Consider the following 24000-nt stretch of genomic DNA (forward strand, 5'->3'; position numbering starts at 1 on the left):
CCCCCTCACTCTGGAAAGTCAGAACTTGCTTAAGCACTCAATTTTAAAGTGGTAGTTTCCTGAGCCGACGTTTAGAACGATGCGGTCCGTCTCAATCCTGTTGAACGTTATCTCTGGCAGGTCGCATATGAATTGTCCTTCTCTCCAGATTACTTTCTCATTTTCTTTAATTATTTGATTCTTGTCTAACAACGGAATGTGAACTTCAGCTTTGCTATTTACTGGAATAGATATCTCCATCATTAGCGAGTTAACATCTCGCCACCATTTTGAAACAATTAGACCTCTATGCGTATTTATTGAGGCACCAGCATGATTAAGGTCTTTGATAAATTGTGGTTTAATAACTATTTTTTCGAAACCGGGATTTTCTGGATCAGCATTAATACCAGCAATTGCTTTATAAAGCCATACATCTATACTGCCAAACATTATATGGTTGTGTGAGTTCATTCCTGCACCAGCAAGAAATTCCCATCTTTCCCACAGTGTTGTCGCTCCCTCCTTGATCATGTACCCCCAGCTCGGGTATGTGGTCTGAGTTAAAATTCTGTATGCAGTTTCAGCATGTCCGAATTTTGTTAAAGTCTCTAACAAGTATCTTGTGCCTATTATCCCTGTGTTAATATGGTAGTCATGAACCCTAGTTATATCGTCGATGAGCTTCTTAAGCACCGATTCTCTAAATTCTGGGGGTGTAATGTCTAAGAATAGAGGGATGCAGTTTGCCGTTTGGCTGAACGCGGCGGTAGTGGTAGATTCCAAAATCTCTTTTAACGGTTGGTAATATCCGTCTTTAAGGTACTTCTTATTGAATGACTCCTTGATCTTTTCAGCCATTTCCATATATTTTTTCGATTCGTCCTCTTTTCCAATTATTCTCGCAATATTTGACAGCAATAATATGTCTTCATAATAGCATAGTGTTGACACAACCTCTCCAGGTGTAATTGACGATCTTACCTGTCCTGGTTGACACCAGTCTCCGTACTTACTGAATTTTAATATATAGTCTTCCGCCTTACTGTTCAGGAAGTCAACCCATTTTTTCATGACTCCATAGTTTTCCTGGAGGACTCTTACATCTCCATAGTAGAGGAATAAGTTCCATGGTATGATTATGCAGGCGGTTCCCCAGGCTGGATCTGCTGGATAAAAGTTCCAATATGGAGGGGCAACATCAGGCAGGCTACCATCTTCCTTCTGCGATAACGCAATGTCTCTAAGCCACTTTGTATAGAAAGACGCCATATCAAGATAGAAGTTGTAAATTGCCTCTTCCGCTGTTAGCTGTGCATCTCCAAGCCAGCCCATTCGCTCGGCCCGTTGTGGGCAATCCGTCGGGATACTCATTAAGTTGCTTAATTGGCTCCACAGTATGTTTTTATGAATGCTATTTACGAGCTGATTTGAGCATAGAAAACTACCACTAGGTCTAACGTCTGTGTGGACAACTATTCCTTGAAGAGTGAAGATGTTTGGTACACCTGGGAAACCGGTGACCTCAACATACCTGAATCCATGATAGGTGAATCTTGGCTCATAAACTTCTAGACCTTCACCGCGCAGGATATAGGTATCGGTGCATGCGGCTCTGACATTCGGTGCCGTATTTATTGTTCCATCAGAATTTAGGATCTCAGCGAACCTTAATTTGACCACAGTCCCTCTGGCACCTGATACTATGATTCTTACCCATCCTGTAAAGTTTTGTCCAAAGTCGAATACGAATACTCCAGGCTTCGGATTAGTTATGTTTACCGGTTGTACGGTCCTAATAGCTCTTATGGGCGGGAAGGTTGCTTGCGAGACTAATCTACCGCCAGGGGGGTCTACAATTTTTGCTTGATCCCATTCTGAGTCATCATACCCCCACAGATCCCAGCCTTTGGGTTCCAGTCTTGCATCATAGGTTTCACCGTCATAAATATCATCTTCAAGAATCGGACCCTTAGCAGCTCTCCATTCCTCGTTAGTCGTGATAAGCACTTGTTCTCCATTGGTCAATTCTATTCTCATCTGGAGTATAGCTCTAGGGTCTCCGTAGTGTTTGAATGAATTTCTTCTATGAGGCTTGACATTGTATCTTCCATTTCCAAGAATTATACCGACAACATTTTCTCCATCTCTCAACATGTTTGAAACATCATATGTTGAATATAGTACAACTTTTTCATAATCAGTCCAGGCTGGATCAAGGTGTCTATCGCCTACTTTTTCACCATTTATTCTCAGCTCATAGTATCCCAGGCCGCTGACGTAGGCTCTTGCTGATTTCACCTTTCCATTCAAAATAAACCTATGCCTAAGAAGATTTCCGCCAGAGATCCATCTAGCTTTCCATTCTTCTTGATGAAGTATGCCTGTCTCAAAAGTTGCAATCTTGCTCCAAGGGCTAATCCTTCCTTTGTCATCCCACCATCTTACTTTCCAGTAGTAGGTTTTGCAACTTTCAAGAAGTTTTCCTCCATATTCAATATTAGTAGATTTATTTGAGTAAACCTTTCCGCTATCCCACATATCTCCAACATCATTGAATATGTTCTCCTGCCAAGAGGCGACCAATATTTGGTAAGCGGATTGCATTCGACCACGTTCTTCATGGTTCAATGTCCACGATAAACGAGGTTTAGCCACGTCTACTCCGAGAGGATTCACAGCGTATTCGCAGAATAGTTCAGTTGGAGGAGGTATGAGACTATTTTCTTCCATAGAGATTCACCGATGAGACTAAATGTCTATTACATAAAAGGCTTATGCCAATCAAGCGGCTTTATCATATTTCATTTGCAATTATCTTCATTTTTCACATTCATGTAAATGTAAATTATTTATTGTTAGGCGAATTTGCTTTTGAATTGAAAAGTTTATATTTATATCATTATCATTAAATTGATTCTTCGGTAAAAACATGAATGAAAGGGAAAGATTCTTCGAAGTCGCCTTATTTGGCAACCCTGATAAGATTCCTCTCGCTATAGGCGACGCTAGACCCGCGACGAAAAATAGATGGGTTAGAGAGGGATTACCGGAAAATGCAAATGTTATTGAATATTTAGGATTAAAGGATTGTATTCTTAAGTCTGTTGAGATATGCTCGTTCCCAAGCGAAGGGTTCAAATGGGAACCCAACCCTTCAAAGGTCAACATTGGACCTATCCCACCTTTTAGATTTAGGAAAGTTAAAGAGGATGAAAGATACAGGTTTTGGGTCGATAGCTTAGGCATAACTCAGATGGGATTAAAAGAAGATTGGGAGGATGGATGGAGCGGATTTGCTACAAGAGTTTTCATCGACTTCCCAGTCAAAAATAGATTAGACCTGGAAAAAATCAAGAAACGCTATTATCCGCGGGATCCTAGAAGATATCCAAAAGACTGGGATGAATTCGTAAGAAAACATAAGAAAAGAAATTATCTTCTTAGCGCTACTATAAGAGGCCCTTTCTGGTGGACACGTGACCTGATTGGACTTACGGGTATCGCCGTCGGAATATATCGCGAGCCCGAATTCATTAAAGAAATAATGGATATGTGCGCCGAGTTTCATATTGAAACATTGCGAAAAGCGTTTGAGGATTTAGAAATTGATTATGTAATGATGAATGAGGATATAGCCTATAAGAAGGGCCCAATGATAAGTCCTGATGCCGCAAGAAAGTATATGGGTCCAGCATACAGAGAACTCACAAAATTCTTTAGAGACCACGGAACAAAGATTATTGGTGTTGATAGTGACGGAAATATTGATAGTCTTATACCAGTTTGGCTGGATTTTGGCATATCATGGGTTAAGCCCTGCGAAGCGGCATCAGGCATTAATGTAGTAGAGCTGGGCAAGAAATATCCATCTCTAGTTATGAGCGGCGGGATCGACAAAAGAAAACTCTCTCAAACTAAGGATGCTTTAGAAGAGGAAGTTCTCTCGAAAGTTCCAATTTTAGTTAAGAGGAAGGGATATTTTCCAGGAGTAGATCATGCTGTCCCACCTGATGTACCATTCGAAAACTTTGTATACCTAGTTTCTCTGCTAAAAGAAATCTGTGGATGGACAACACGATGAAAGTAAGTAAAAAAATGCTCGCCACGAGAATGCAAGGTTAGTTGAACCAGAAAAATGTTCTATGGTTTCACAGTTTTTCATGATAATTTTTGGAGTAGCTTTTTCGCCTCCATTTCTGTCGGTGCATCAGCTATTATGAAGAGCCTTTTACTATTAAGCGTAGCAATCATATTTTCCACACAGTTGAATGGAACGTGAAGCCAGATAGATTTGCCAGCTTCAAGGATCTTCTTGTACAAGGGTCTCCATTTTTGGGATTCTGGCGGCTCTTCACCAGCTCCCGGAACCCACTGAATCATGGTGATTTCCGGAATCTTTAGCAAAATATCAAGATGTTGAATAGCATTTGGGCCGTCAAGATGATAAAGAACAAAGTCTAATTGGCTACACTGTCTGCGAAGGTATGGATCCACAAACTCCTTAAACATTCTTGGAGACAGGAACGCGCTTATGTCGCTTTGAACCTTACTTGTTCTTCCAGGAGCCCAGATCCTATAAACAGAGAACGCATTGCCTCCAACGTCATCCTTAATCTTTTCATAAAAATGATTGTAGTAGATGAAATAGAGTTCCGTGATCTCCTCTAGCCTCGCATGCACCCATTTTGGACGTTTAAATAGATCGACTAACAGTTTCTCATGTCCTCTTAGTTGGGCGAGAGTGTCCAAACCCTCTATTAAATCAGGCATTCCTATTAGGTATCGCCCAAAACTACGCTTGGAGGCTTGAACAATAAAATCGCAATGAAATTTCCACCACTTATTTTCCGGGTCAAATTCAAGGTGTTTATCTAGGTCAAGATCTGAGATTACTGGTTTGTACCAAACAGTTTTTGCATCTTCTCGGAAGATAGGTTCTGCTCCTAAGTAGAGCGCTAAGTCTCCTGGTCCAATCTCAGTATTGATTAATGGAAATGCTTCTCCTCCAAAAAATGTGTTTCTCATCCTGATTTCAGAATTACGGATCCTATAATCAATATTAGTTCGCCTTTCCATGAATGTTTTAGGTGCGCGTACTTTCTTTCTCACCACTGTCTCTTTTGGCGCATAAATTGCTAAGATTGGTCGATTAATATCCTCGCCGAGCCACCAAGCTGAAAGCCTATCTCTTGCTTCTTTCCAATCTTCTTTAAATTCGAGCAATGGGGTCACCGTGGCAAATGATAACGAATAAAAACGCGCCTACTAATTTATTTTATCTCAAACGTCTCAACCAAAAAATTATCATGATTACCTTGAAACTGTTTCAGGACGAGCTTTGATGAATCTTCAGACAGACCTACCTAATGTAAAAACTTGCTAGGTAAATTAGTATTTATTGCTGTTAAAGATAAATGGTATTTCACTTGCCGCTTGTATGATTGACTATATTTAAGCATGAACCTAATTTTTAAGATGTACATGATATTGTTATTTGCGGATGTGATTCAGGATGAAGCAGAAGAACTATTTCGTATACGATTTTTTAGATCTTGATGATCCGTTGGCCTCAAAGGACATAGTTTGGCATGCATGTAGACCGGTATCTATCCATGCCAGGAGCGGTGTAGTGACCCTTAGCGTCCCATTTGAAGCAATGGAAAGAAGAAAAAACGGTCTCGCTATTATGGAGGGAGTAAATCGCAGGAGTTATAATTTGCGAGTCATGGCTTACGGTAGCGATATAGTTCGCGTTTCCATCGCATTTGGTGGGAAACTGCCTCGGGATGAGGATAACCCAATGTTTGAGTGGGATCCTTCTTTAAAACAGGAGGACTTGTTTCCTGTTGCGACTGAATTTGGATGGGACATATTTGATTCTAATGGTATGTTGAGGATGTCAATTAGAACGCTTGAGAGACCTGTCAAAAAGTGGAGTAATCTAATAGGTCCGCCTCCAGAGTCTTTTGAAGCAACCATTTTCCCTGATGGAAATGTCTCCGTCCCATTCATGGCTTGGGATTTATTCACACCTGATCAATGGGAGTCTATTAGTCTGGGATTTATTGAACGTAACGGATCCGCTCATCGTTCTTTCTTTTCATTGCATGCCAAAAACGATGAAAAGTTTGCGGGAACAGGAGAACGTTTTTCAAGAATGAATCTTGCAGGAAAAACTATCGTACTGGAAAATGTAGATGCCCTAGGCGTGAATAATAGGAGGTCATATAAAAATGTGCCCTTCTATGTTTCAAGCCGACCATATGGATTGTTCACGGCTACCACTTCAAGTATGCGCTTATCATTTGCGGACATTTCAACTAGGGCGGTCCAAGCTCTCCTTGAGGATGACTGGATCGATCTCTTCTTTATTGGCGGCGGCAGTGTTGAGAGTATTGTTAGAAACTATCGCCGCATCACAGGCTTTCCTAGACCAGTTCCCCTGTGGTCTCTTGGGGTATGGATGAGTAGGATGAGCTACTTCTCAGCTGATGAGGTCAGAAGAGTGGCTGGAAGACTTAGAAGTGAAGAATTCCCATGTGATGTGATTCATTTAGATACAGGATGGTTCAGTAGGGACTGGAAGTGCGATTGGAAGTTCAGCCCCGAAAGGTTTCCTAATCCAAAAGAGTTTATGGATGAGATGCGTCGACTTGGGTTTAGAATATCATTATGGCAGCTCCCCTCAGTTGGACGGGATACTGAACTTTTTGAATTCGCATCGAAGAATGGATACTTGCCTCCAAAGCGAAAGAATCTTGAAGGTGCTGAAGACTTCTCCACCACTATAGACTTCACAAATCCAGAGGCGATCGTCTGGTATCAGGGTTTGTTAAGGAATCTTCTCGAGATGGGCGCTTCAGTGATCAAGGCTGACTTTGGGGAGACAATCGATATGGATGCCGAATATCATGGAATGCCAGCGAATCTCTTACGCAACATCTATTGCCTGCTTTACCAAAGGGCGGCGTTCGAGATTACCGAGAAGGTGAAGGGTGAGGGGATTATTTGGGCTAGAGCAGGTTGGGCTGGTTGCCAACGTTTCCCTGTTCATTGGGGAGGTGATAGCGCATGCACATGGGATGGTCTTGCGGGTACAATTAGAGGCGGTTTACATCTTGGGGTTTCAGGTTTCGCTTTCTGGAGCCATGATGTCCCAGGATTTCACGGGGTGCCAAACTTCATGAACAGCTGGCCTGACAGCACATTATACTTGAGGTGGACACAAGTAGCAACATTTACATCCCACTTTAGATATCACGGCACTTCCCCTAGAGAGCCATATGAGTATCCCGAGGTGGCCTCCCTTGTCCGAAAGTGGCTTAGGCTTAGGTACGCCATAATCCCGTACCTCTTTAATGAATGTAGAAAAGTTATTAAGACAGGTCTTCCAATTTTTCGCGCATTAATATTCCATCATAGCGATGACCCATTCTCATGGTTCATCGACGATGAATTTTATTGTGGAGACTCTTTACTTGTTGCTCCGATTCTGAACCCTGAGGGGATAAGAGATGTCTATTTGCCAGCTGGCGAATGGACAGACATCTGGACAGGGAGCACAATCCAAGGCCCAATCCTGCTGAAGAATGTCAAGTGTCCTCTATCAAGGATACCTGTTTATGCCAAAACAGGCTCAACAATCAAGGTGTATCCGAAGATTGTTCAATGTACAGATGAAATGACCCTTTCGGATGCGGTTGATCTTGCTTTCGATTCCTCCTACACTGGATTCTCTCATTCCATTCTTGGGAGGGTTACTGGGCTTGAGTAACTTTAACCCAGATAGCCGTAAATGTCTTTAGGCCGTTTAATGGATCGTTACTGCTCGATACGTCTTATTCTCAACGCCATGTATGACTTGCCAGGTAGGTCGACTTTACTACCTTTCACGAATCTCTCTCCTAGCTGTTCAATAGTCATGTTCCATGTGTCAATTATATCCACATTATATTGTGATCCTTCTGGCAGAAAATCTAGAATCCTAAATCTTGGACGGTTAATGCCGAAATATATGAGGAAATAGCGGTTATCCTCTGTGTAACAACCTACTGCTCTACCAGTCTTGAAATCTATCGGTTTTAATGCGTAATATGGGATGGATTCCATTATTTTGCGTAGGAATTCTATTCTCCTCGGGCTTTCACCATGAAGCGTTCCTCCTTTTGACCACCATAATATCTCTTCACGGTTCCAATACGTCTCTCCATGCGTTACATAGGCTACGCTTGCGTATCCAACCCAAAACCTTCGAACAACCTCTTCAGGCGGAAGATTTCCCCAGTCACGATGAATGTCTCCTTCATATCCACATTCGTCCACGATGATTGGTTTTCCAAACTCTTTCCTCCACTCCTTTATTTTAGATGCTAAGTCAAGATCCTGATACTGAACACTCACATGTGTGACCCATGGTTTACTGTAATCATATAATGTTCTGCAGTTGTGGATCGATCTTAGATGGCCATAGGGATCATTCTCAACTATTATCTTGAAGTATCTGTCCCATTCATCCATCGTCATGGATTGCATAAGATCATATTCGTTGGCTAGGGACCACCAGACGTTGCGGAATGCGGATAATCGGGCGACTATGTATTTCAGGTAACGTTCATTGGTCTCACTTCCCATCTTGCTGTATCCCCATCGGTCGTAGGGGTGGAACAGGATAATGTCTGCTTGGATACTTAGATTAAGAAGATCCATTACTCTTTGTTCAAGGTGTTGGAAAAATTTTGGGTTGAATCTGGTGTAATCCCATCCATCTGAAATATTTCCTTCAAAAGGATAGTATATTGGCTCATTACTGTTGAAGACGTAATGCTTTGGAAAGACGCACATTCGAAGCTTGTTGAATGGCGATTTTTTTAATGTCTCAATCGTCTTTCTTTCGAGATCTTCTCCTTGATGAATCCATGCGTAGCAAGTTGTTCCAACTGGCAGGAAGGGTTGTCCATCAGCATACTCAAAATGGTAAGCATCCCTAACTTTAACTGGTCCATGATTTTCAGGTGATGGATCAACACATTCGAGAAGCCCTGACTTCCCATCTAATTCCGGAATATTACTTTTTATCACATATTTCCATGGGCCCAAATTATCTGGCATGAACCTGATCTTATAGGTACCTTCTCCATCATAGAAACCTCTAATGAGTAGTCGCCTGTCTTTTTGGGTAAATTCCGCCATTATCTCTACATCTAGGAAGGGATTTCCCTTCTCAGGTCCCTTATAGGATACTTCGAAAATTCCCCATTGCTCAACCTTAGGAACCTCCAAACCTGAACCTCCAACGCACCCTATTTGAGATAAGGTGATATTTACATCCCTATTTAGCCTTTCGTCTATTCAGCAACCTGACTCCAAATGTCTACCAAGGATAATGTTTTGGAATCATTAGATTCCCATCGCATACAAATATGCCATAATGAATATTAAATCTACCCTAATATCTGATGTAAAATCAGTTAGATCCTTATTGGTCTGGTGCAGAGTTTGTCTACGAGTAATAAAAATGTAATAGTTGTGCCCAAATTATCTAGAGAAGCAGAGATCGGTCTTAAGCATAAGGAAAAGTTTCTTTCCAAACTTTCCGTCGGTAGGTTGTTGGATGTCGGATGTAATAATGGTGAAATCACATTGTTGTATGCGCGCTTCTGCAGAGCATATGAGGTTTACGGTATCGATATTGACCCCTCGTTTGTCGAAGCTGCTAGAGGAAGAGGCATTAAAACCTTCCTATGTGATATAAATAAAGACACATTTCCATTTGAGAACGAGTTCTTCGATCTAGTAACAGCAACTGAGGTTCTCGAGCATCTTTACGATACTGATCATGCATTATCTGAGATATGGCGAGTATTGAAGCGTAATGGCTTCTTCTTAATTAGTGTTCCAAATCTTGCCGCATGGCACAGCAGAATCAGTCTACTCCTGGGATTTCAGCCATATCAATGTGAAGTAAGCTTTCATTATCATGTGGGTACGATCATAGAGTTAGATGGTGCGAATGGGCATATCAGAGCTTTTACTCTGCGCGCATTGAGACATCTATTAGAGAGGAAGGGTTTCGAAGTATTAGCCATAGCTGGCGGACCGTCGGAGCATATTCCAAAAATAAGGGAGAAATTGGGAAGGTTCCCTTTGATTTTAGATAATCTTCTATCGAGATTTCCGTCGATTGCTGGTCATGTGATCATTCTCTGCAAAAAGAGATAAGTAAGGAGAGAAGTAATGTTATTTGTAGACAACTTTTCCTTTAGGTGGATAGAAGACCTAATTTAGAATTTTTTGTCCAAAATATGGTGCGGCCGCCGGGATTTGAACCCGGGTCGCCAGCGTGGCAGGCTGGCGTCCTAGCCAAACTAGACTACGGCCGCAACTAGAGATCGTTAGGTGTTAATCTATTAAAATGTTTTTGCTCTAGGCCTTCAGCCTATTTCTCTAGCATAATGTCGATGGCCCTTCTTGCCTGTTCAGCGATTTTTGGCGGCAGTTTAATCTTGTGCCTCTCTTCCTTTAGTGATCTGTAGATCTTCTCTAGTGTTATGAGTTTCATGTTCACGCAGACCGCATCTTCGTATGCTGGTATGTATACTGCGTCGCTTCTTTCCTTCCGTAACCTATGCAGTAATCCGATCTCGGTTGCTACTATGAATTCTTTGGCGTGGCTCATTTTGGCTTCTCTGCACATTTTTGAGGTGCTGCCTACGAAGTCGGCTGCGGCGCATACTTCTGGTGTGCATTCTGGGTGGGCCATGACTTCGGCTTGTGGGTAGATCTTTTTAAGCTTCTGGATTCCCTCTTTGTTAAAGAGTATGTGGACGGGGCAGAAACCGTAGGCGGGTATAGGCACAATATCCTTTTTGGCTGACTTTTTTGTATAGTGTGTTAGGTTCCAGTCTGGTCCGAAGAGGATGGTGTCAGAATCTAACCTATTTATGATCTCGGCGGAGTTTGCGGATGTGCAGATAGCATCACTCTGGGCTTTCGCTTCTGCTAACGTGTTTATGTAGAGGACAACTTTTGCCTTCGGGTATTTTTCCCTATATAATTTGATTAACTCTGCAGGGAGCATGGAGGCCATTGGGCATAGAGCGTTCCTATCTGGAAGAAGGACTGTCTTGTCCGGATTCAGGATAGCTGCTGTCTCCGCCATGAAACTGACCCCTGCAAACACGATGATCTTAGCATCCGTTTTTGTCGCATATAATGAGAGTTCTAGGCTATCCCCTACGAAGTCAGCGATGTCTTGCACTTCGGGCCTCTGGTAATTGTGGGCAAGTATCACCGCTCTTTTTTCCTTCTTCATCTTCTCTATCTTCTCAATCATCACCTGCTGATCCATGTTAATCCCCCACTTTTCTGTACGACTCCATAATATCTTCATCTCTCTGCTGATTTTTCTGAAATCTTGCCAGTTTCAATTCCGAATTCTTTTATGTATTTTTCTACTATCTCTTGTAATGCATCTCTCACTTTTTCAACTTCGCCCCATTGCAGCCCATATAAAGATATTTTCATGTATCTACTTATCCCCCTTTGAAGACCAACTATCCCTCTCTTCATCATCTCTTCGGCCAGGAAGAAACCTCGCCTCTTGTGGTATTTTGAGATCTCCCAGATGATCGGGACCTCGAAATGCATAAGATGATGCCTATGCGGTCTCTCCCCTTCTAGAAATATGCCTCCAATTTTCTCCATTTCTCTTACAAACCAGTTCACCTTCTCTAGCTCACTATCCCACCTATTAACCCTCTCCACAACATATGGAAATGAGTACATTGCCGAGATGAGGGGAACACCGCCAATGCTGCAGCCGAAGAAATTGGGAAACTTTCCTCTAAAGCTTCTGCCGCTTCCTTCAGCGATGATTTCGGATCCTCTTAAGACACTTTCAACCCATTCTTCACTAAAGATTAGGAAGCCGAGTGGGCCGAGAGACGCCATTGACTTGTGCGCTGAGATTGTTAAGAAGTCGGCTCCAATGCTTTTCATGTTAACTGGCATGACGCCTCCCGTGTAGGCGGCGTTAACCATATATGGTATGCCATACTCTTCAGATATTTTGCCAACCTCTTCGACCGGATTCAGGTTCCCATAGTATGGCTCAGCATGCGTGACCAAGAGAAGTGCAGGTTTCTTCCCAAACCTCTTCTTAACCTCCTCGATCTTAGATCTGAAGCCATCTGGATCCACGCGGTATTCGGGTTGACCCGTTTGGGGGGCTTCGACTATATTTAGGCCCGCAAGCTCCGCGGCGATGAGCGTTGTGTAATGGCAGAATGGGTCCGCCACAACTACACTCGCGTACTCTCCAGAACTGTTAGCATACTCGCGTATAGTCCTCATGACGGCATATTGGGCCGACCTGCAGCCAAAAGTATGCTCTGCATATGATCCACCATAGAACTCTGCTACATCCTTTAGGAACTCGTCGACTGGAGGCTTCGAAACCAAGCTTGACCTTCCATGCAGACAGTCGAAGCAGATGGAGTAGCCTACCTTCATCCATCCTTCTTCAATGAGTCTCTCTTGTACGGCTTCAGGTACGATGCCACCCCTCATGATGGGATTCACAATGATTGCTGTTTTGTACGGATTTTCCAGCCTAGAATATCTCTCTAACCTCTGAGCTTTAGCCAAACAGACCACCAAATTTTATTTCATGAAACAACTCTTCCACAATCATTAATCTTTCTGTGATCGGGCAGACGGTTAACCAAAGCATGAGACATGGCTTCCCTTTGCAAGCAACTTTGAAGATTTGTTGAAGCCGGGAGAGGGATTTGAACCCTCGTGCAGCGGTCTGCAGCCGCTTGCCTATGCCACTCGGCCATCCCGGCCTAATTATCCAGATGATAATGCTGACAACAACAATTTATCAGGGTTATATGAAAAATTAAATCGACTTTTTCAGGTTGATGCTTGTAAGTAGTCATTAAGAGATTAAGTTCATACCAGTAGACAAAGGTTATCCCTCATCATCGCCACCATGCATCCCACGACGAATATCTAGGGTAGAAAATGACTCTTTTAAATATTACTAAATTATCCTTTGACTTTTTTAAAGAATCTCTGACCAGCAGAATGGAGGGGCGGGACAGTTGAGCACATATGGGCGGCTATACTAAAGGCTAAAATGGGTAATTCTAGGGACCAATGCCATCAAGTCTCATCAAGAGAATGAATGCCTATTAAATATTAAAATAAGAAAATTATAATTTCAGATTCTAATACAAACAGTTTTACAGTGTGTGCAAGCCATAATGTTTCAAGGTAGAACAGTATATTGCAAGGTGGATTTTAATGGCTAAGGTTGCTATTGTTTATCCACTCATCATTAAGGGTTCTGGTGTGGGAAGAGTAATTTATGAAATCTCGAAGCGCCTCTGCAAAGAGCACAAGATAGATGTTTATACGTTTATGTGCGATCTTCCTATCTCTAAAGATATCGGTGTTTTTCTTTACAGAAAGCCTATTTTTCAAAGCTATGATTCCTTACTGGTTTCCTTGACTATAAAACATCTTCTCAATTCTACGAAGCTCTCAAAGTATGACCTCATATGGATTCACTCGGTGCCTTCAACATTATCAGCGCTTAGGATTAGAAAAATGGGCATTCCAATCTTATACACATTTCATGGTATTAGAACGATTCGTGATTTTCGGATGCAAATATATAGGGTTATAGCGAGCATCACTTTTCCCAAAATGGACTGTATAGTAGGCGTTTCAAGGTTTGTTACCGAAGAGGCTAGGAGATATGGAGGGAGAGCTCTAACTATATATAATGGCTGCGATCTGGAGCTGTTTCATCCTACATGGGAGGATGAGGGATTCATTTTGTTCTCTGGGGTTGGCGGTAAACACAAGGGTTTAGAGTTCGCAATAATCGCGTCAAGGTTGGCTAGAGTCCCATTAAAGGTTACAGGAGGGTGCCCTAAGGACTCTAAAATATTGGCGGAAAAGATTGGCGCCGACGTAGAGTTTTTAGGGGTTATATCAGATGATGATCTGATAAAATTTTATCAACGGTGTTCATTCCTAGTTTCAGGCTCATTTCATGAAGCTTTTGGTCTTAATCTGCTGGAGGCTCAGGCATGCGGGAAGCCTGTTATCGCAAGGAATTGTTCAGCGATACCTGAGGTGGTTAGGCATGGGGAGACAGGCTTCCTGTACAATAATATGAAGGAACTAGTTAGTTACATAAGGTTGTTATGGATTGATGAAGATTTGCGTAGTAGGATGGGTTCGAGTGCCAGAAAGCATGCAGAGAAATTCTCTTGGGATGTTACATCATCCAAATATCGGAAAGTGATAAACAGTTTAACAACATTACGTTAGATAATTATGTGGGTCAAGTTAAGTGAGATCGAAGAATCTGCCTTGAAGAGTTGAGAATAACGAAGACCTTATCTTATAGAGAAGGATATTAGGTTTTCGCGAATTTAAAGATTGGAGTGTCCGAATTGGGTAGACAGGTCGCATATGATATCTTTGCATGCATACTTCTATTCGCGTTGTCAACAACCATCATCTTCTACATGTATGATGAAGGCGTCATACCAGGAGGATCAGATTGGCCGACGCATCTCTCTAACATAAAACTCATTGCGGATAATCTGCCTAATCTTCCTAGATGGGATCCAAGAATGGGTCTTGGATCGCCCTTCATGCACACCTATCCTCCATTAAGCCATATTATGATCGCCTTCACATCTTGGGCATTTAAAATAAACCTTTTTGACGCTTGCAAATTTCATCTCATCTTTATATTATTTGTTGGCTCATTCTCCACGTACATACTAGGAAGGGAGATTAGTATTGGGAGATTTGGCTCTTTTTCTTCCGGAGTTCTGTTCATGGCTTCATATAGCCTCTATGATTGGATTGGGTTAGGTTCTGTTCCAAATATTACTGCCGTTATGTTTACGCCTCTAGCATTATATGGATTCTTGAGAGCGGTCAGAAAGAACACTGCCCAAGATATTTTTCTAGCCGGTTTACTTTATACGCCTGTGCTTCTGTCGCACCTTATGAACACTTTCATATTAGGTGTCTTATTGATTTTTACTGGACTCTTCCTCATAGTCATCAACCCTGAACTTCTCTACATATCTAGAGGGCCGATGGAGCCGCCGAGGTATACCATGCGCCTCCCAAAGGTGCTCTTTCTAAGTCTTCTAGAAGCCCTCGCCATATCTTCTTGGTGGTACTTGCCCTTTCTACCTGACCTAATGATCTATCTTGAGACGCAGGCAAGATGGGGGGTAATTGGTGTAGGACCTGAGACCGGGGGATTAAATCTTCTACGCCTGTTTACCCCTTCAATTTACTACTCTGGTTTAGGACACACGATCTTGTCATTGGCGTCGTTTTCTGTCCCAATTATAAGGATTATGAGAAAACAAAGGATTCGCGAAATCAAGACGCTACCCTTTATATGGTTTATAATATGTGTAGTTGGAGGGATTTCTCCATATTTGAGGATACCTATCGGTCTCCCAATAAGATTTGGTCCATATCTTGCTCAGTCAATGGCGTTGCTTTGCGGCCTTTTCATTGAGGCTTGCAAGGATTTTTATGAAAAATCATTTAGGTCAAGATACGGAGTATTCGTCGCACTGGTTTTGCTGCTCACTTGTATTGTTGTTCAACCTATTGGTGAGGTGTCGCAATTTAGTATGATAAAAAATGCTACAGGAGGCTCTTTAGTCGATTTATTATCTGCAAAAATGAAAAAAGGAGAGAGGCTTGCAACATCAACTTACAATTGGATAAACGTTTTTTCAGACATTTGGCAAACTTACGGCGGAATGTCGAATAATGAGTTCTCATACAAGTTCTGGTACTTCATGTTCATAAACAAGACAGCTGAGCGCCTACCATTCTTCGCAAAAAACTTTAACGTCAAGTACTTCTGGGGAAAACCATTTGATACTCCATATCTCAGGCAGCTTAACCATGGGATCTACGAAATCGTAAACATCAATTCCTCTCTCGTTGAGTCCACAGAGGGCAAACTACTTATACTATATATTGGAGAAGAAGAATACTATACAGAATATTTCTTTTTAGCCATATCTCAGACAGAATCACTTGACGTTCTCCTAGTTTACGGGGGGAAGTTTCTCGAGGACTTTGACTCGGCAATTCTACGTCACTTCAACATCATTTATCTATCAGACCTCAACTACAGAAATATACAAACTTTCACATCTATGCTTCAGGATTTCCTTGATTCAGGAGGCGGCATAATACTAGAATCTCTTGAGCCGGGCGATATCCCACCATTATTTCCGGTCGGCAAAACATCCACCATCAAGGCGACTTTTAATCTAACAGCAGCCAGTAACAATAAAATTGTAAGCGGCATCAACCTGGCCTCCTTCTCTAAATCTGGATTAGACGCCCATATTGTCTATGCTCAAGAGTTAAGGCAAGGCTCAGACATAATTCTAAGAGACGAAGACCGCCCAATTATCGTCGGATGGAATTATAGTCGTGGAAAAGTCGTATGGTCTGGATTGAACCTCCCATACCTGGCTATGTTGCAAGGCAATATCGAAGCCTCAAAAATGTTATCACAAATACTTAGATACGTATCCTCATCTCCCAAAAATGAACGGGCAAAATTTACTTTTACTCTCGAAAACGAACGGGTGACGGTCAACGTAAAAGATGCGACAAATGAGACTGGTATCTGGGTGAAGATAAGTTATGATCCCAGATGGACTGCAAGCATGAATGGTGTGGGTTGCAAAATAATTAAGGCCGGACCGGGAACAATGTTAATCTTTCCCATGAAAAGCGGCGATTACACTATAGAACTAATTTATGGAAAATCGCTTCTTGAACAAATTGGAGAAACAGCCACCGTTATTGGGCTACTGATGATACCGGCATCGCTCTTAGCCTCAAAGTGGAAAATCCCAAAAGGATGGACGAAGACAAGACATATTGGTTCGAGTCTGAGTCGACAATTAGGTGAACAAAAACTATAATTCAATTTAATTAATGGAAAGTCGTTGTATGAAGATTGGAGTCTTGACTTCTGGTTTTCATCCGGACAGATTAGATGCGCGTAATCGTTCAGTTTGGGAGATAAACTCGAGACTAAAAAAAAGAGGGCATGAAGTAACAATAATAACTGACACATATGTACCATCATACGAAAGATTGGGGGTCAAAGTATATGGATTGGCTTCAAAATCATCATTTGGTTTCTTCTCCGATGCCCAAAATATTGTCAGAAATTTAAACTTGGATTTATGCCACTTTTATGGAAGCTTATCAGGAGCAATATTGTTTTCTCATTTCTTCCACGATTTTAGTGGAACTGCTATCGTAGGCATTTATGACAATCCTTTGACAATTAATGACATGTTCAATCTAACAACGCAAGACCTGTGCTGGAGCTCTCTAAGCACACTGCATTCCCTGCTTAATTCTGCAATTCCTTCATATCTTGTTAGCATTCATCTGAGAAAAATTGAAAAAATAATACTTCTTGGAGATGACAAAAGGGTTGATTCAAAACTTCTCACAAAGAAGACCACAATAGTTCCGCATGGGGTTGATTATTATAAATTCGCTCAATACAACCTCAAATATGCAGAAAGTTTAAAAGCTCATATGGGTTTCTGCAAAAACGACAAGATAGTTTTGTACCTTGGGCATTGTTCACCAAGCAGGGGATTGGACGATTTAATTGCTTCATTCCACATAATCAAAAAAGAGACCCCAAAAGCAAAACTGTTACTAGTAGTTACTCCCACATCTTATTTGGGGTACATTCAAAAAATTATCAGAAAATATAATCTTACAGATAGGGTAAAAATTGTAGCGCGATGGGTTTACAATCCTGAGCATTACTTTTGGCTTTCAGATGTTGTTGTTGTCCCTTATAGATTCAAGGACTCCCTCAGAATACCATTTGTTCTATTAGAGGCTATGGCATCTGGCAAGCCCATTGTCGCCACTGATGTTGCTTGCTCAAGCTTTAGTTTCAAAAATGAGGTGGATGGTTTAGTAGTTAAGGCCGGGCGAAGGGACGATCTTGCCTCGGCCATACTAAAATTTCTTCTAGACGATTCGCTCGCAAAAATATGTGGATTCAACGCCCAAACAAAAGTCAAGTCGCTCGATTGGGAAGTTGTAGTAGAAAAAATCGAAAACATATACAGAGAGGTGACTAACAAAAACGTTGAAAAAAGAAAAAATTGTTAGAGCGACATTTGATAACAATGCATCGATTTATGAACAAAAAACGTTTAAAGAGACCATCGGCCTACGCTATTTAGGTTGGATTGAGAGAAGCTTCATCTCTTCAGAGATACCATCATACATCAAAACTGTTTTGGATGTTGGAACGGGAACAGGGAGAAATATTGAGATAATAATCCGCCGGTGCGCCTTTGTTTATGGAGTTGACATATCACGCGGGATGTTAACCATGGCTAAAAGGAGAAAAATTCAGAATAGTTTCTTCGTAATAGCTGACGCTAAGCACCTTCCATTTCCATCCGAGATTTTTGATTGTGTTGTTTGTATTCGTGTACTCAAATATATTCCAGAATGGAGGAAAACAATAAAAGAAATTTCACGAGTACTAAAACCGAAAGGAAAATTAATTCTGACATTCCCTAACATTCTATCCGTCCAGTTCATAAGCTCCTTAAGAGAGCTATATTCAACTTTTAGACCTTGGGAAGTTGTGTCCACACTTATAGGCTGCGGTTTTGTCATAATGAAGATAAGGCCGGAGACTATTCTTCCATTCCCATTGTATAAAAGGATAAGGGACAAAACCTTTCTCAGAATCATTATAGAATTAGAACGTGTCTTTCAGGCAGTTATTCCTAAATATCTCCTAAGTAGAACAATTCTAATTTCATGCATAAAATGTGGTAAGTTATCCGTCCCAACATTCTAAACCAAAAATATTTCGCATAGTAAATGAAGTAAGAATCGGTTGATTCAGTTAAGCTTTTCGAGTAGTGCAGATTTGACCGCGTCCCAGCTCCGCTTAGTTACTAGAAATTCTCTCATCCGATTGGCATACTGTTTCTTCAATGCATTTATGTTTATAATGTATTTTGAGATCTTCATGCATAATTCACTCGGAGACTTTGCTAGAATGATCTCCTTATCGGAATAGTCTTGCCTACTAAAATATTTAGTATGGGTTATCTTAGCGACGGGTGTCCCGATTAGTCCCGCTTCAATAGAGGATATTCCGATCTCTTCATCGGTACACCTTTCTATAAACAGGTCCGAGGATGAGAGAAGTTTAAGGAATTCTCTTCTAGGCATTGTTGGTAATATTCTTATGTCTAAATTTTTTGATTCAAGGTTCTCTAGAGGGGAATATCTATATCGGATAGGGCTAACTATGCAAAATTCAATCCTTCTTTCGGAAAGATTTCCAATTTTTCCAGCTAGCATTACTAGCATTTCCATGCTCAGCAGACGAGGTGAGTTTACGAAGGAAGTATAAGTCGTTATCCTAATTAGATCGCTCGATGCATTTGAGGCTTGTAAATGCGAATATAATTTTATGTCATCTGGTAGAATAAATTGGGGCAGAATCACGTAGTCTTTTGGTCGCCCATTTCTTTCCCAAGAAGTCTCAGATCGGAAAATGAAGAAATCCCATATTCTTGAGAACTTTAAAGCCTTCCAGTATGCTATAAGTGGTAACCGCCCCGCCATTCCGCTTAGACTGAACTGCATAACTGATTGCAGAAATTCATCCGTTACAAAGCCATGAATAAATAATGCCTTTTTCGATCTTATGAATAACGGGTTCCACCAAAAATTTGATCCAGTAAATATTACTACATCACATTTTCTAAGATTGGGAAGAACCCTCCATTCCTCATATAATTTGAAAACATTCTTTGCCTCTAATTTCAATATTTTTGCATTAAACCCCTCTGATCTGAGACCTTCAAAAAGATCCCGTGCAGTTGTATAGGTTCCACCTACCGCATAACCAGGCGATATTATAGCTATATTCATTATGATGCCTCAAATCCTTTAATATAGGAAATTAGAACCCAAAATCTCCTTCCACAATGAAAAGTAATTGCTTTCACACATCATTCTTTCTTACATCAAATAAATCTTTCATCCTCCCATAAGAATAGCCTAGCATGTAGGGTATAGAGAATAACGCCACATATAAGATATCGTATATTGTCATTCCCTTCCCTCCGATTTCTTTTCCCGACATTAATAATTTTCTACCTACAACTGAACGTGTTACACCTCCCCAGAAAACCCTCTCAGCCATCCACTTAAATGTCAACTTTTGAGGGCTGATTTTGTGGTATACAATTGCCTTAGGCGTATAGAAAATTTTATACCCCCTTCTCCTGACATTCTGGCATAACATTGTTTCCTCACCGCTCAATAATTTTGAATCCCTCCTACCTAACTTGGTATAGAATGGGTCAGAACTTCCAATTATACGTCTCTTTACGGCGAAATTGGCTCCAACTATCATTTCATTTTCACCAATGGTCCTAGGAGTTTCTCCAAGAGAAAGAGTTGATATAGCAAATTTTGCATAATTCGACTTCGAGAAGAAAGGCGGTTTTCTCGGCCATATTGGAATAACCTTTCCGCCGCAGATAGCGATTTTTTCATCTATTTCAAAAGGAAAACATAATTGATAGAGCCATTGCTTATCTGCAATACAATCTGCATCTATAAATGCTATAATGTCATTTTTTGCCCTTCTTACTCCTCGATTCCTTGCTGCTGATAACCCTTCTAACGGCGCATAGATGTATTGTACCTTGCTTGGGAGACTAAATTTCTTAAAATAGGGCGAGGACGAGCTGTCCACGATTACAATTTCATAACTAATATTTTCCTGGTTCAAGAGACTTTCAATGCACTCACTGATCAAGTTCAGGGGTTCATTATATATGCAGAGGATTATAGAGGCTTGAGACATTAAAAATCAACTATTCCAAACTTTTATAGAGTCTTATGTAATCCTCGATTACGCAATCCCAAGATGCATTCTTCAAGACAAAACTGTAGGCCCCTTCAATGAGAGAGTGTGCTAATTCAGGACTTTCAAGTATCGAGAGTATTGCCTCAGCTAGGCGTCTCCTATCTTTTGGAACGAAAAGAGCGTTGCTTTTTCCGCCGATAGTATAAATGCTCCACTCATCCTCAATACATACGATGGGTCTTCTAGCCGCCGCTGACTCCAACAGCGTGTAACCGCTGCCTCTTCCCGCATAAAAGACCGCGGCGCCGGACAGAACCTTCGGAACATTAGCATATCTAACCTTCCCCAGGAAACGAATCTTATCTTCCACTCCTCTCTCTACTGCCAGGGATTCCAGCCTTGCTCTTTCAATACCATCTCCTGCTATAACAAAGTTAATGTCGGTTCTTTCAAGTACTAGCGGAGCTGCATCGATGAGCAGATCAACTTCTTTGACAGGATCAAGTCTTCCCAAGTAAAGGACGTATCCACCATTACGCTCTCTAAGACCTGAAAATCTCCTAAAATCAATCGCCAACCTAATTTTTTCAACCCTTCTAGGTTGAAATTTTCTTACATAATTAGCAGCTTCATCCGTCGGTGCAATTACAGCATCCGCATGTTTAATCGCATATTTAAAAAGGCTTAAGTTCAAAACCTTCCTTAAGAATCGGATGGAAGAATAATCTGTAAAGGCTTTTCCTACATTATGGACTGAAAGGACATATGGTTTCCTTCCTATATTGGACAGTAGTGCAGCCACAATTGTGATGAAATATTCATTACCATGAATGTGAATAATGCCTTCTTCTTCTGACAACCTCTTGACAAAGATTGGATGTGGAAAAGGGTTAGATATTTCTGGAAGAATGCCGCCAAATGTCGGGGGATTAATCCCAAAAAATTCTAAAATTTCCAGGTTTCCCAGTGTTATCCTTCCTTTAGGATCAGAGGGAATAAAAAGCTTACCTGTTTCAATACTCCCGACAGTATATATCCTCGTCTCAATACCTCTCCTGGATAATGCCTCGGTTAATTCCCTAACATGAACCCCAATACCTGATTCCGTTATGCCAGGAGCTACATGTATAATTCTCAATCTAATAATCTCACCTTAGTGCAATGCTAATACCTTTCCGTTCAGTTTCCATTTTAGGAGTGAGAAGAACATTTTAACTGGATCTCTGTATATGCTTACCTTTGAGTTTCCTTTGTAGTTATAGGTTACAGGGATGTAGCCTATTCTGAAGCCTCTTCTTGCGGCCTTTATGAGTATCTCGCTGTCTATCTCGAAGCCATTGGAGGTTAAGGGTTGAATTGCTTCGATTACATTCCGTCTGAAGGCCTTGAAGCCTGTCTGGAGATCTTCAAATCTGACGCCAAACATATGTTTGATGAAGAAGCCGTAGATGCGGCTTAAATATGCTCTAATAAGCTTTATGTTGCCATTATTCCTGTTTATCCAAATCTTTCTTGAACCTACTATAATATCATTCCCATCTATCGCATCAAGCATATCTGGGATCTTCTCTGGAGGATACTCGAGATCAGAGTCGATGAGCACTATAAATTCCCCTCTCGCCTCCTCGAAGCATCTCCTCACGCCGAAGCCCTTCCCCATCCTCCTCGGGAAGTGTAATGCCTTAACATTGCTATGGCTTTTAGCAAGCTTGTCTATGATCTGAGGCGTCATGTCGCTGCTTCCATCCTCCTCCAAGATTATCTCGAATGGCTTACCATACCGTTTTAGGGCCTCATAAACCCTCTCAAAGCATTCCTCAAGCCGCTCCTCCTCATTATAGGCCGGCATAATCACCGAAATGATAGGCTTCTCTTGGGCGCTACTCATCCCTTCTGAACCTCCATTTATATATGAGGTATACTGTTGCGGTTACAGCAGGGATGAAAAGAAGCGGAGTAGGCCATGGCAGTTCAGGTATAACTTCATGGGTAACTGAATAACTTCCAAAGTTTGGAGCCCTATCGCGCAAATTAGGGCTGAACGTTACCACGATAACGCCTATGGTACTCTTAACTTTCTCAGGGTACCCTATACCGGAGAGGGACGTGGTAAGACGGATTGAGTATCCGACAATAGTTATCTCAATTGAAGCCCTATAAATCCACGTACCTGAGACCCACTCATATAGGCCGGGATTATTTCCTCCAGCCTGAAGATAAAAGTCAGCACCTCCATAAAGCTGGTCCCCACCGTCCCTAGTATCTAAGTAAACACGATATAAACGAATGAGTGATGGCTGAGGGGTCGTTGAGCAGTTGACTATGAACCGGAAGTGCGTCCCATTGTTCGTCAAGTAGACATATAAGATATCTACGGATGCTGGATTAGCATCCCTCCTCGGGTCCGTCCCAATCAATATTGGTTCAATAAAGGCATGAGCCGCACTTACATTTGGGGCAAGAAGAAGAATGGACATCAAAATTGCAAAAAGAATAAGTCTACATGTAAGGAGCCTATCCAACCTATGTGCTTCCTCCATGAATCTTTGCCTTGCCTAATACCTTGATGAGGTAGGCTATACTTACAAAGCCAAGCGCTAAGGCCAAAGCAAGCAGGAAAAGCCAAGCCTTGAGATTAAATGGTAGTAAAGCATCTAGAAAGGCGGTGAAGGCCGGGTTGTAGTAGGCTATCTCTGAGATGAGAAGGACTGAAAGGGATAAAATTGGAAGCAGATCTATTAGCGAAATTCCGATATGAGCATCAGTTTTTCCTTCGGTGGCCGTCATCTTGAGATCCCCATCTTTCCCAACCGCTTTGCCTTGAGCCTTGAAGGACGAGGTTCCAGCATCGCCCCTCAGGAACGATGCAGCAGGAGGTCCCCAGACTCCAACGACCTTCTCGTACACCATCTTGGCATATGGCTCCCTCCTGAAGAGTTCGGCCAGTTTCTCCTTTGGCTTCTCCCTCATCAACTTCTCGATAAGCTTCCTGTCCTCCTCTGGAATCAAATCCCAGTTTTCATACACAGCACGCCAGTCAGCCATAC

At 41.6% G+C, this 24000-nt stretch carries 18 protein-coding genes and 2 tRNA genes; 7 read left to right on the forward strand and 13 right to left on the reverse strand.

Annotated features, from left to right (window positions below; translation table 11 throughout):
* Positions 1-18: 18 nt before the first annotated feature.
* A complete protein-coding gene (locus NZ952_02880) occupies positions 19-2712 on the reverse strand; it encodes a glycoside hydrolase family 78 protein (protein ID MCS7120133.1) in 2694 nt (897 codons plus the stop codon).
* A 199-nt stretch (positions 2713-2911) separates the two neighbouring features.
* Between NZ952_02880 and NZ952_02885 the strand changes: the two genes are divergently transcribed.
* On the forward strand, positions 2912-4063 hold the full coding sequence (locus tag NZ952_02885) for a hypothetical protein (protein ID MCS7120134.1): 1152 nt from the start codon (positions 2912-2914) through the stop codon (positions 4061-4063).
* A gap of 77 nt (positions 4064-4140) precedes the next feature.
* On the opposite strand, the gene NZ952_02890 is transcribed toward NZ952_02885, so the two are convergent.
* Positions 4141-5205: a hypothetical protein gene (locus NZ952_02890; protein MCS7120135.1), complete on the reverse strand. Its 1065-nt coding sequence runs from the start codon at positions 5203-5205 to the stop codon at positions 4141-4143.
* Positions 5206-5494: 289 nt separating this feature from the next.
* On the opposite strand from NZ952_02890, the gene NZ952_02895 reads away from it, so the two are divergent.
* Positions 5495-7756, forward strand: coding sequence for an alpha-xylosidase (locus NZ952_02895; protein ID MCS7120136.1), 2262 nt, complete (start codon positions 5495-5497; stop codon positions 7754-7756).
* 47 nt (positions 7757-7803) lie between these two features.
* On the opposite strand, the gene NZ952_02900 is transcribed toward NZ952_02895, so the two are convergent.
* Complete coding sequence (locus tag NZ952_02900; GenBank protein ID MCS7120137.1) at positions 7804-9261, reverse strand: DUF5605 domain-containing protein; 1458 nt, start codon at positions 9259-9261, stop codon at positions 7804-7806.
* Positions 9262-9477: 216 nt separating this feature from the next.
* Between NZ952_02900 and NZ952_02905 the strand changes: the two genes are divergently transcribed.
* A complete protein-coding gene (locus NZ952_02905) occupies positions 9478-10200 on the forward strand; it encodes a methyltransferase domain-containing protein (GenBank protein ID MCS7120138.1) in 723 nt (240 codons plus the stop codon).
* An 84-nt stretch (positions 10201-10284) separates the two neighbouring features.
* Here the strand turns inward: NZ952_02905 and NZ952_02910 are convergent.
* The 4 genes from NZ952_02910 to NZ952_02925 form a co-directional block, all read right to left on the reverse strand.
* A tRNA-Gly gene (locus NZ952_02910) sits at positions 10285-10361 on the reverse strand.
* Positions 10362-10417: 56 nt separating this feature from the next.
* Positions 10418-11329, reverse strand: a complete 912-nt coding sequence (gene nadA / locus NZ952_02915) for a quinolinate synthase NadA (GenBank protein MCS7120139.1) — start codon at positions 11327-11329, stop codon at positions 10418-10420.
* A 38-nt stretch (positions 11330-11367) separates the two neighbouring features.
* Positions 11368-12627 carry an O-phospho-L-seryl-tRNA:Cys-tRNA synthase gene (gene pscS, locus NZ952_02920; protein ID MCS7120140.1) on the reverse strand — a complete coding sequence of 420 codons (1260 nt, stop codon included), beginning with the start codon at positions 12625-12627 and terminating at the stop codon, positions 11368-11370.
* Positions 12628-12755: 128 nt separating this feature from the next.
* Positions 12756-12827: transfer RNA gene (locus NZ952_02925), tRNA-Cys, on the reverse strand.
* Between the two features lie 463 nt (positions 12828-13290).
* Between NZ952_02925 and NZ952_02930 the strand changes: the two genes are divergently transcribed.
* The 4 genes from NZ952_02930 (at position 13291) to NZ952_02945 (ending at position 18919) form a co-directional block, all read left to right on the forward strand.
* A complete protein-coding gene (locus NZ952_02930) occupies positions 13291-14328 on the forward strand; it encodes a glycosyltransferase family 4 protein (GenBank protein MCS7120141.1) in 1038 nt (345 codons plus the stop codon).
* Positions 14329-14453: 125 nt separating this feature from the next.
* Positions 14454-16988: a 6-pyruvoyl-tetrahydropterin synthase-related protein gene (locus NZ952_02935; GenBank protein MCS7120142.1), complete on the forward strand. Its 2535-nt coding sequence runs from the start codon at positions 14454-14456 to the stop codon at positions 16986-16988.
* 28 nt (positions 16989-17016) lie between these two features.
* On the forward strand, positions 17017-18213 hold the full coding sequence (locus tag NZ952_02940) for a glycosyltransferase family 4 protein (GenBank protein ID MCS7120143.1): 1197 nt from the start codon (positions 17017-17019) through the stop codon (positions 18211-18213).
* A complete protein-coding gene (locus NZ952_02945) occupies positions 18191-18919 on the forward strand; it encodes a class I SAM-dependent methyltransferase (GenBank protein ID MCS7120144.1) in 729 nt (242 codons plus the stop codon). Before NZ952_02940 ends, NZ952_02945 begins: the two co-directional genes overlap by 23 nt.
* A 44-nt stretch (positions 18920-18963) precedes the next feature.
* Here the strand turns inward: NZ952_02945 and NZ952_02950 are convergent, their stop codons facing one another.
* The 6 genes from NZ952_02950 to NZ952_02975 all read right to left on the reverse strand — a co-directional run bounded on the left by NZ952_02950 (position 18964) and on the right by NZ952_02975 (position 23998).
* Entirely contained in the window at positions 18964-20007 is a 1044-nt protein-coding gene (locus NZ952_02950; protein ID MCS7120145.1) for a glycosyltransferase, read from the reverse strand.
* A 73-nt stretch (positions 20008-20080) separates the two neighbouring features.
* Complete coding sequence (locus NZ952_02955; protein MCS7120146.1) at positions 20081-20950, reverse strand: glycosyltransferase; 870 nt, start codon at positions 20948-20950, stop codon at positions 20081-20083.
* Between the two features lie 10 nt (positions 20951-20960).
* On the reverse strand, positions 20961-22091 hold the full coding sequence (locus NZ952_02960; GenBank protein MCS7120147.1) for a glycosyltransferase family 4 protein: 1131 nt from the start codon (positions 22089-22091) through the stop codon (positions 20961-20963).
* A 15-nt stretch (positions 22092-22106) separates the two neighbouring features.
* A complete protein-coding gene (locus tag NZ952_02965; protein MCS7120148.1) occupies positions 22107-22841 on the reverse strand; it encodes a glycosyltransferase family 2 protein in 735 nt (244 codons plus the stop codon).
* The gene (locus NZ952_02970; protein MCS7120149.1) at positions 22834-23475 is read right to left on the reverse strand and encodes a hypothetical protein; all 642 of its coding nucleotides are present in this window, start codon (positions 23473-23475) and stop codon (positions 22834-22836) included. Before NZ952_02970 ends, NZ952_02965 begins: the two co-directional genes overlap by 8 nt.
* Before the next feature lies 1 nt (position 23476).
* A complete protein-coding gene (locus NZ952_02975; GenBank protein MCS7120150.1) occupies positions 23477-23998 on the reverse strand; it encodes a hypothetical protein in 522 nt (173 codons plus the stop codon).
* Positions 23999-24000: the final 2 nt, after the last annotated feature.

This window comes from Candidatus Bathyarchaeota archaeon (genome assembly GCA_025059045.1).
GTDB lineage: Archaea > Thermoproteota > Bathyarchaeia > Bathyarchaeales > DTEX01 > JANXEA01.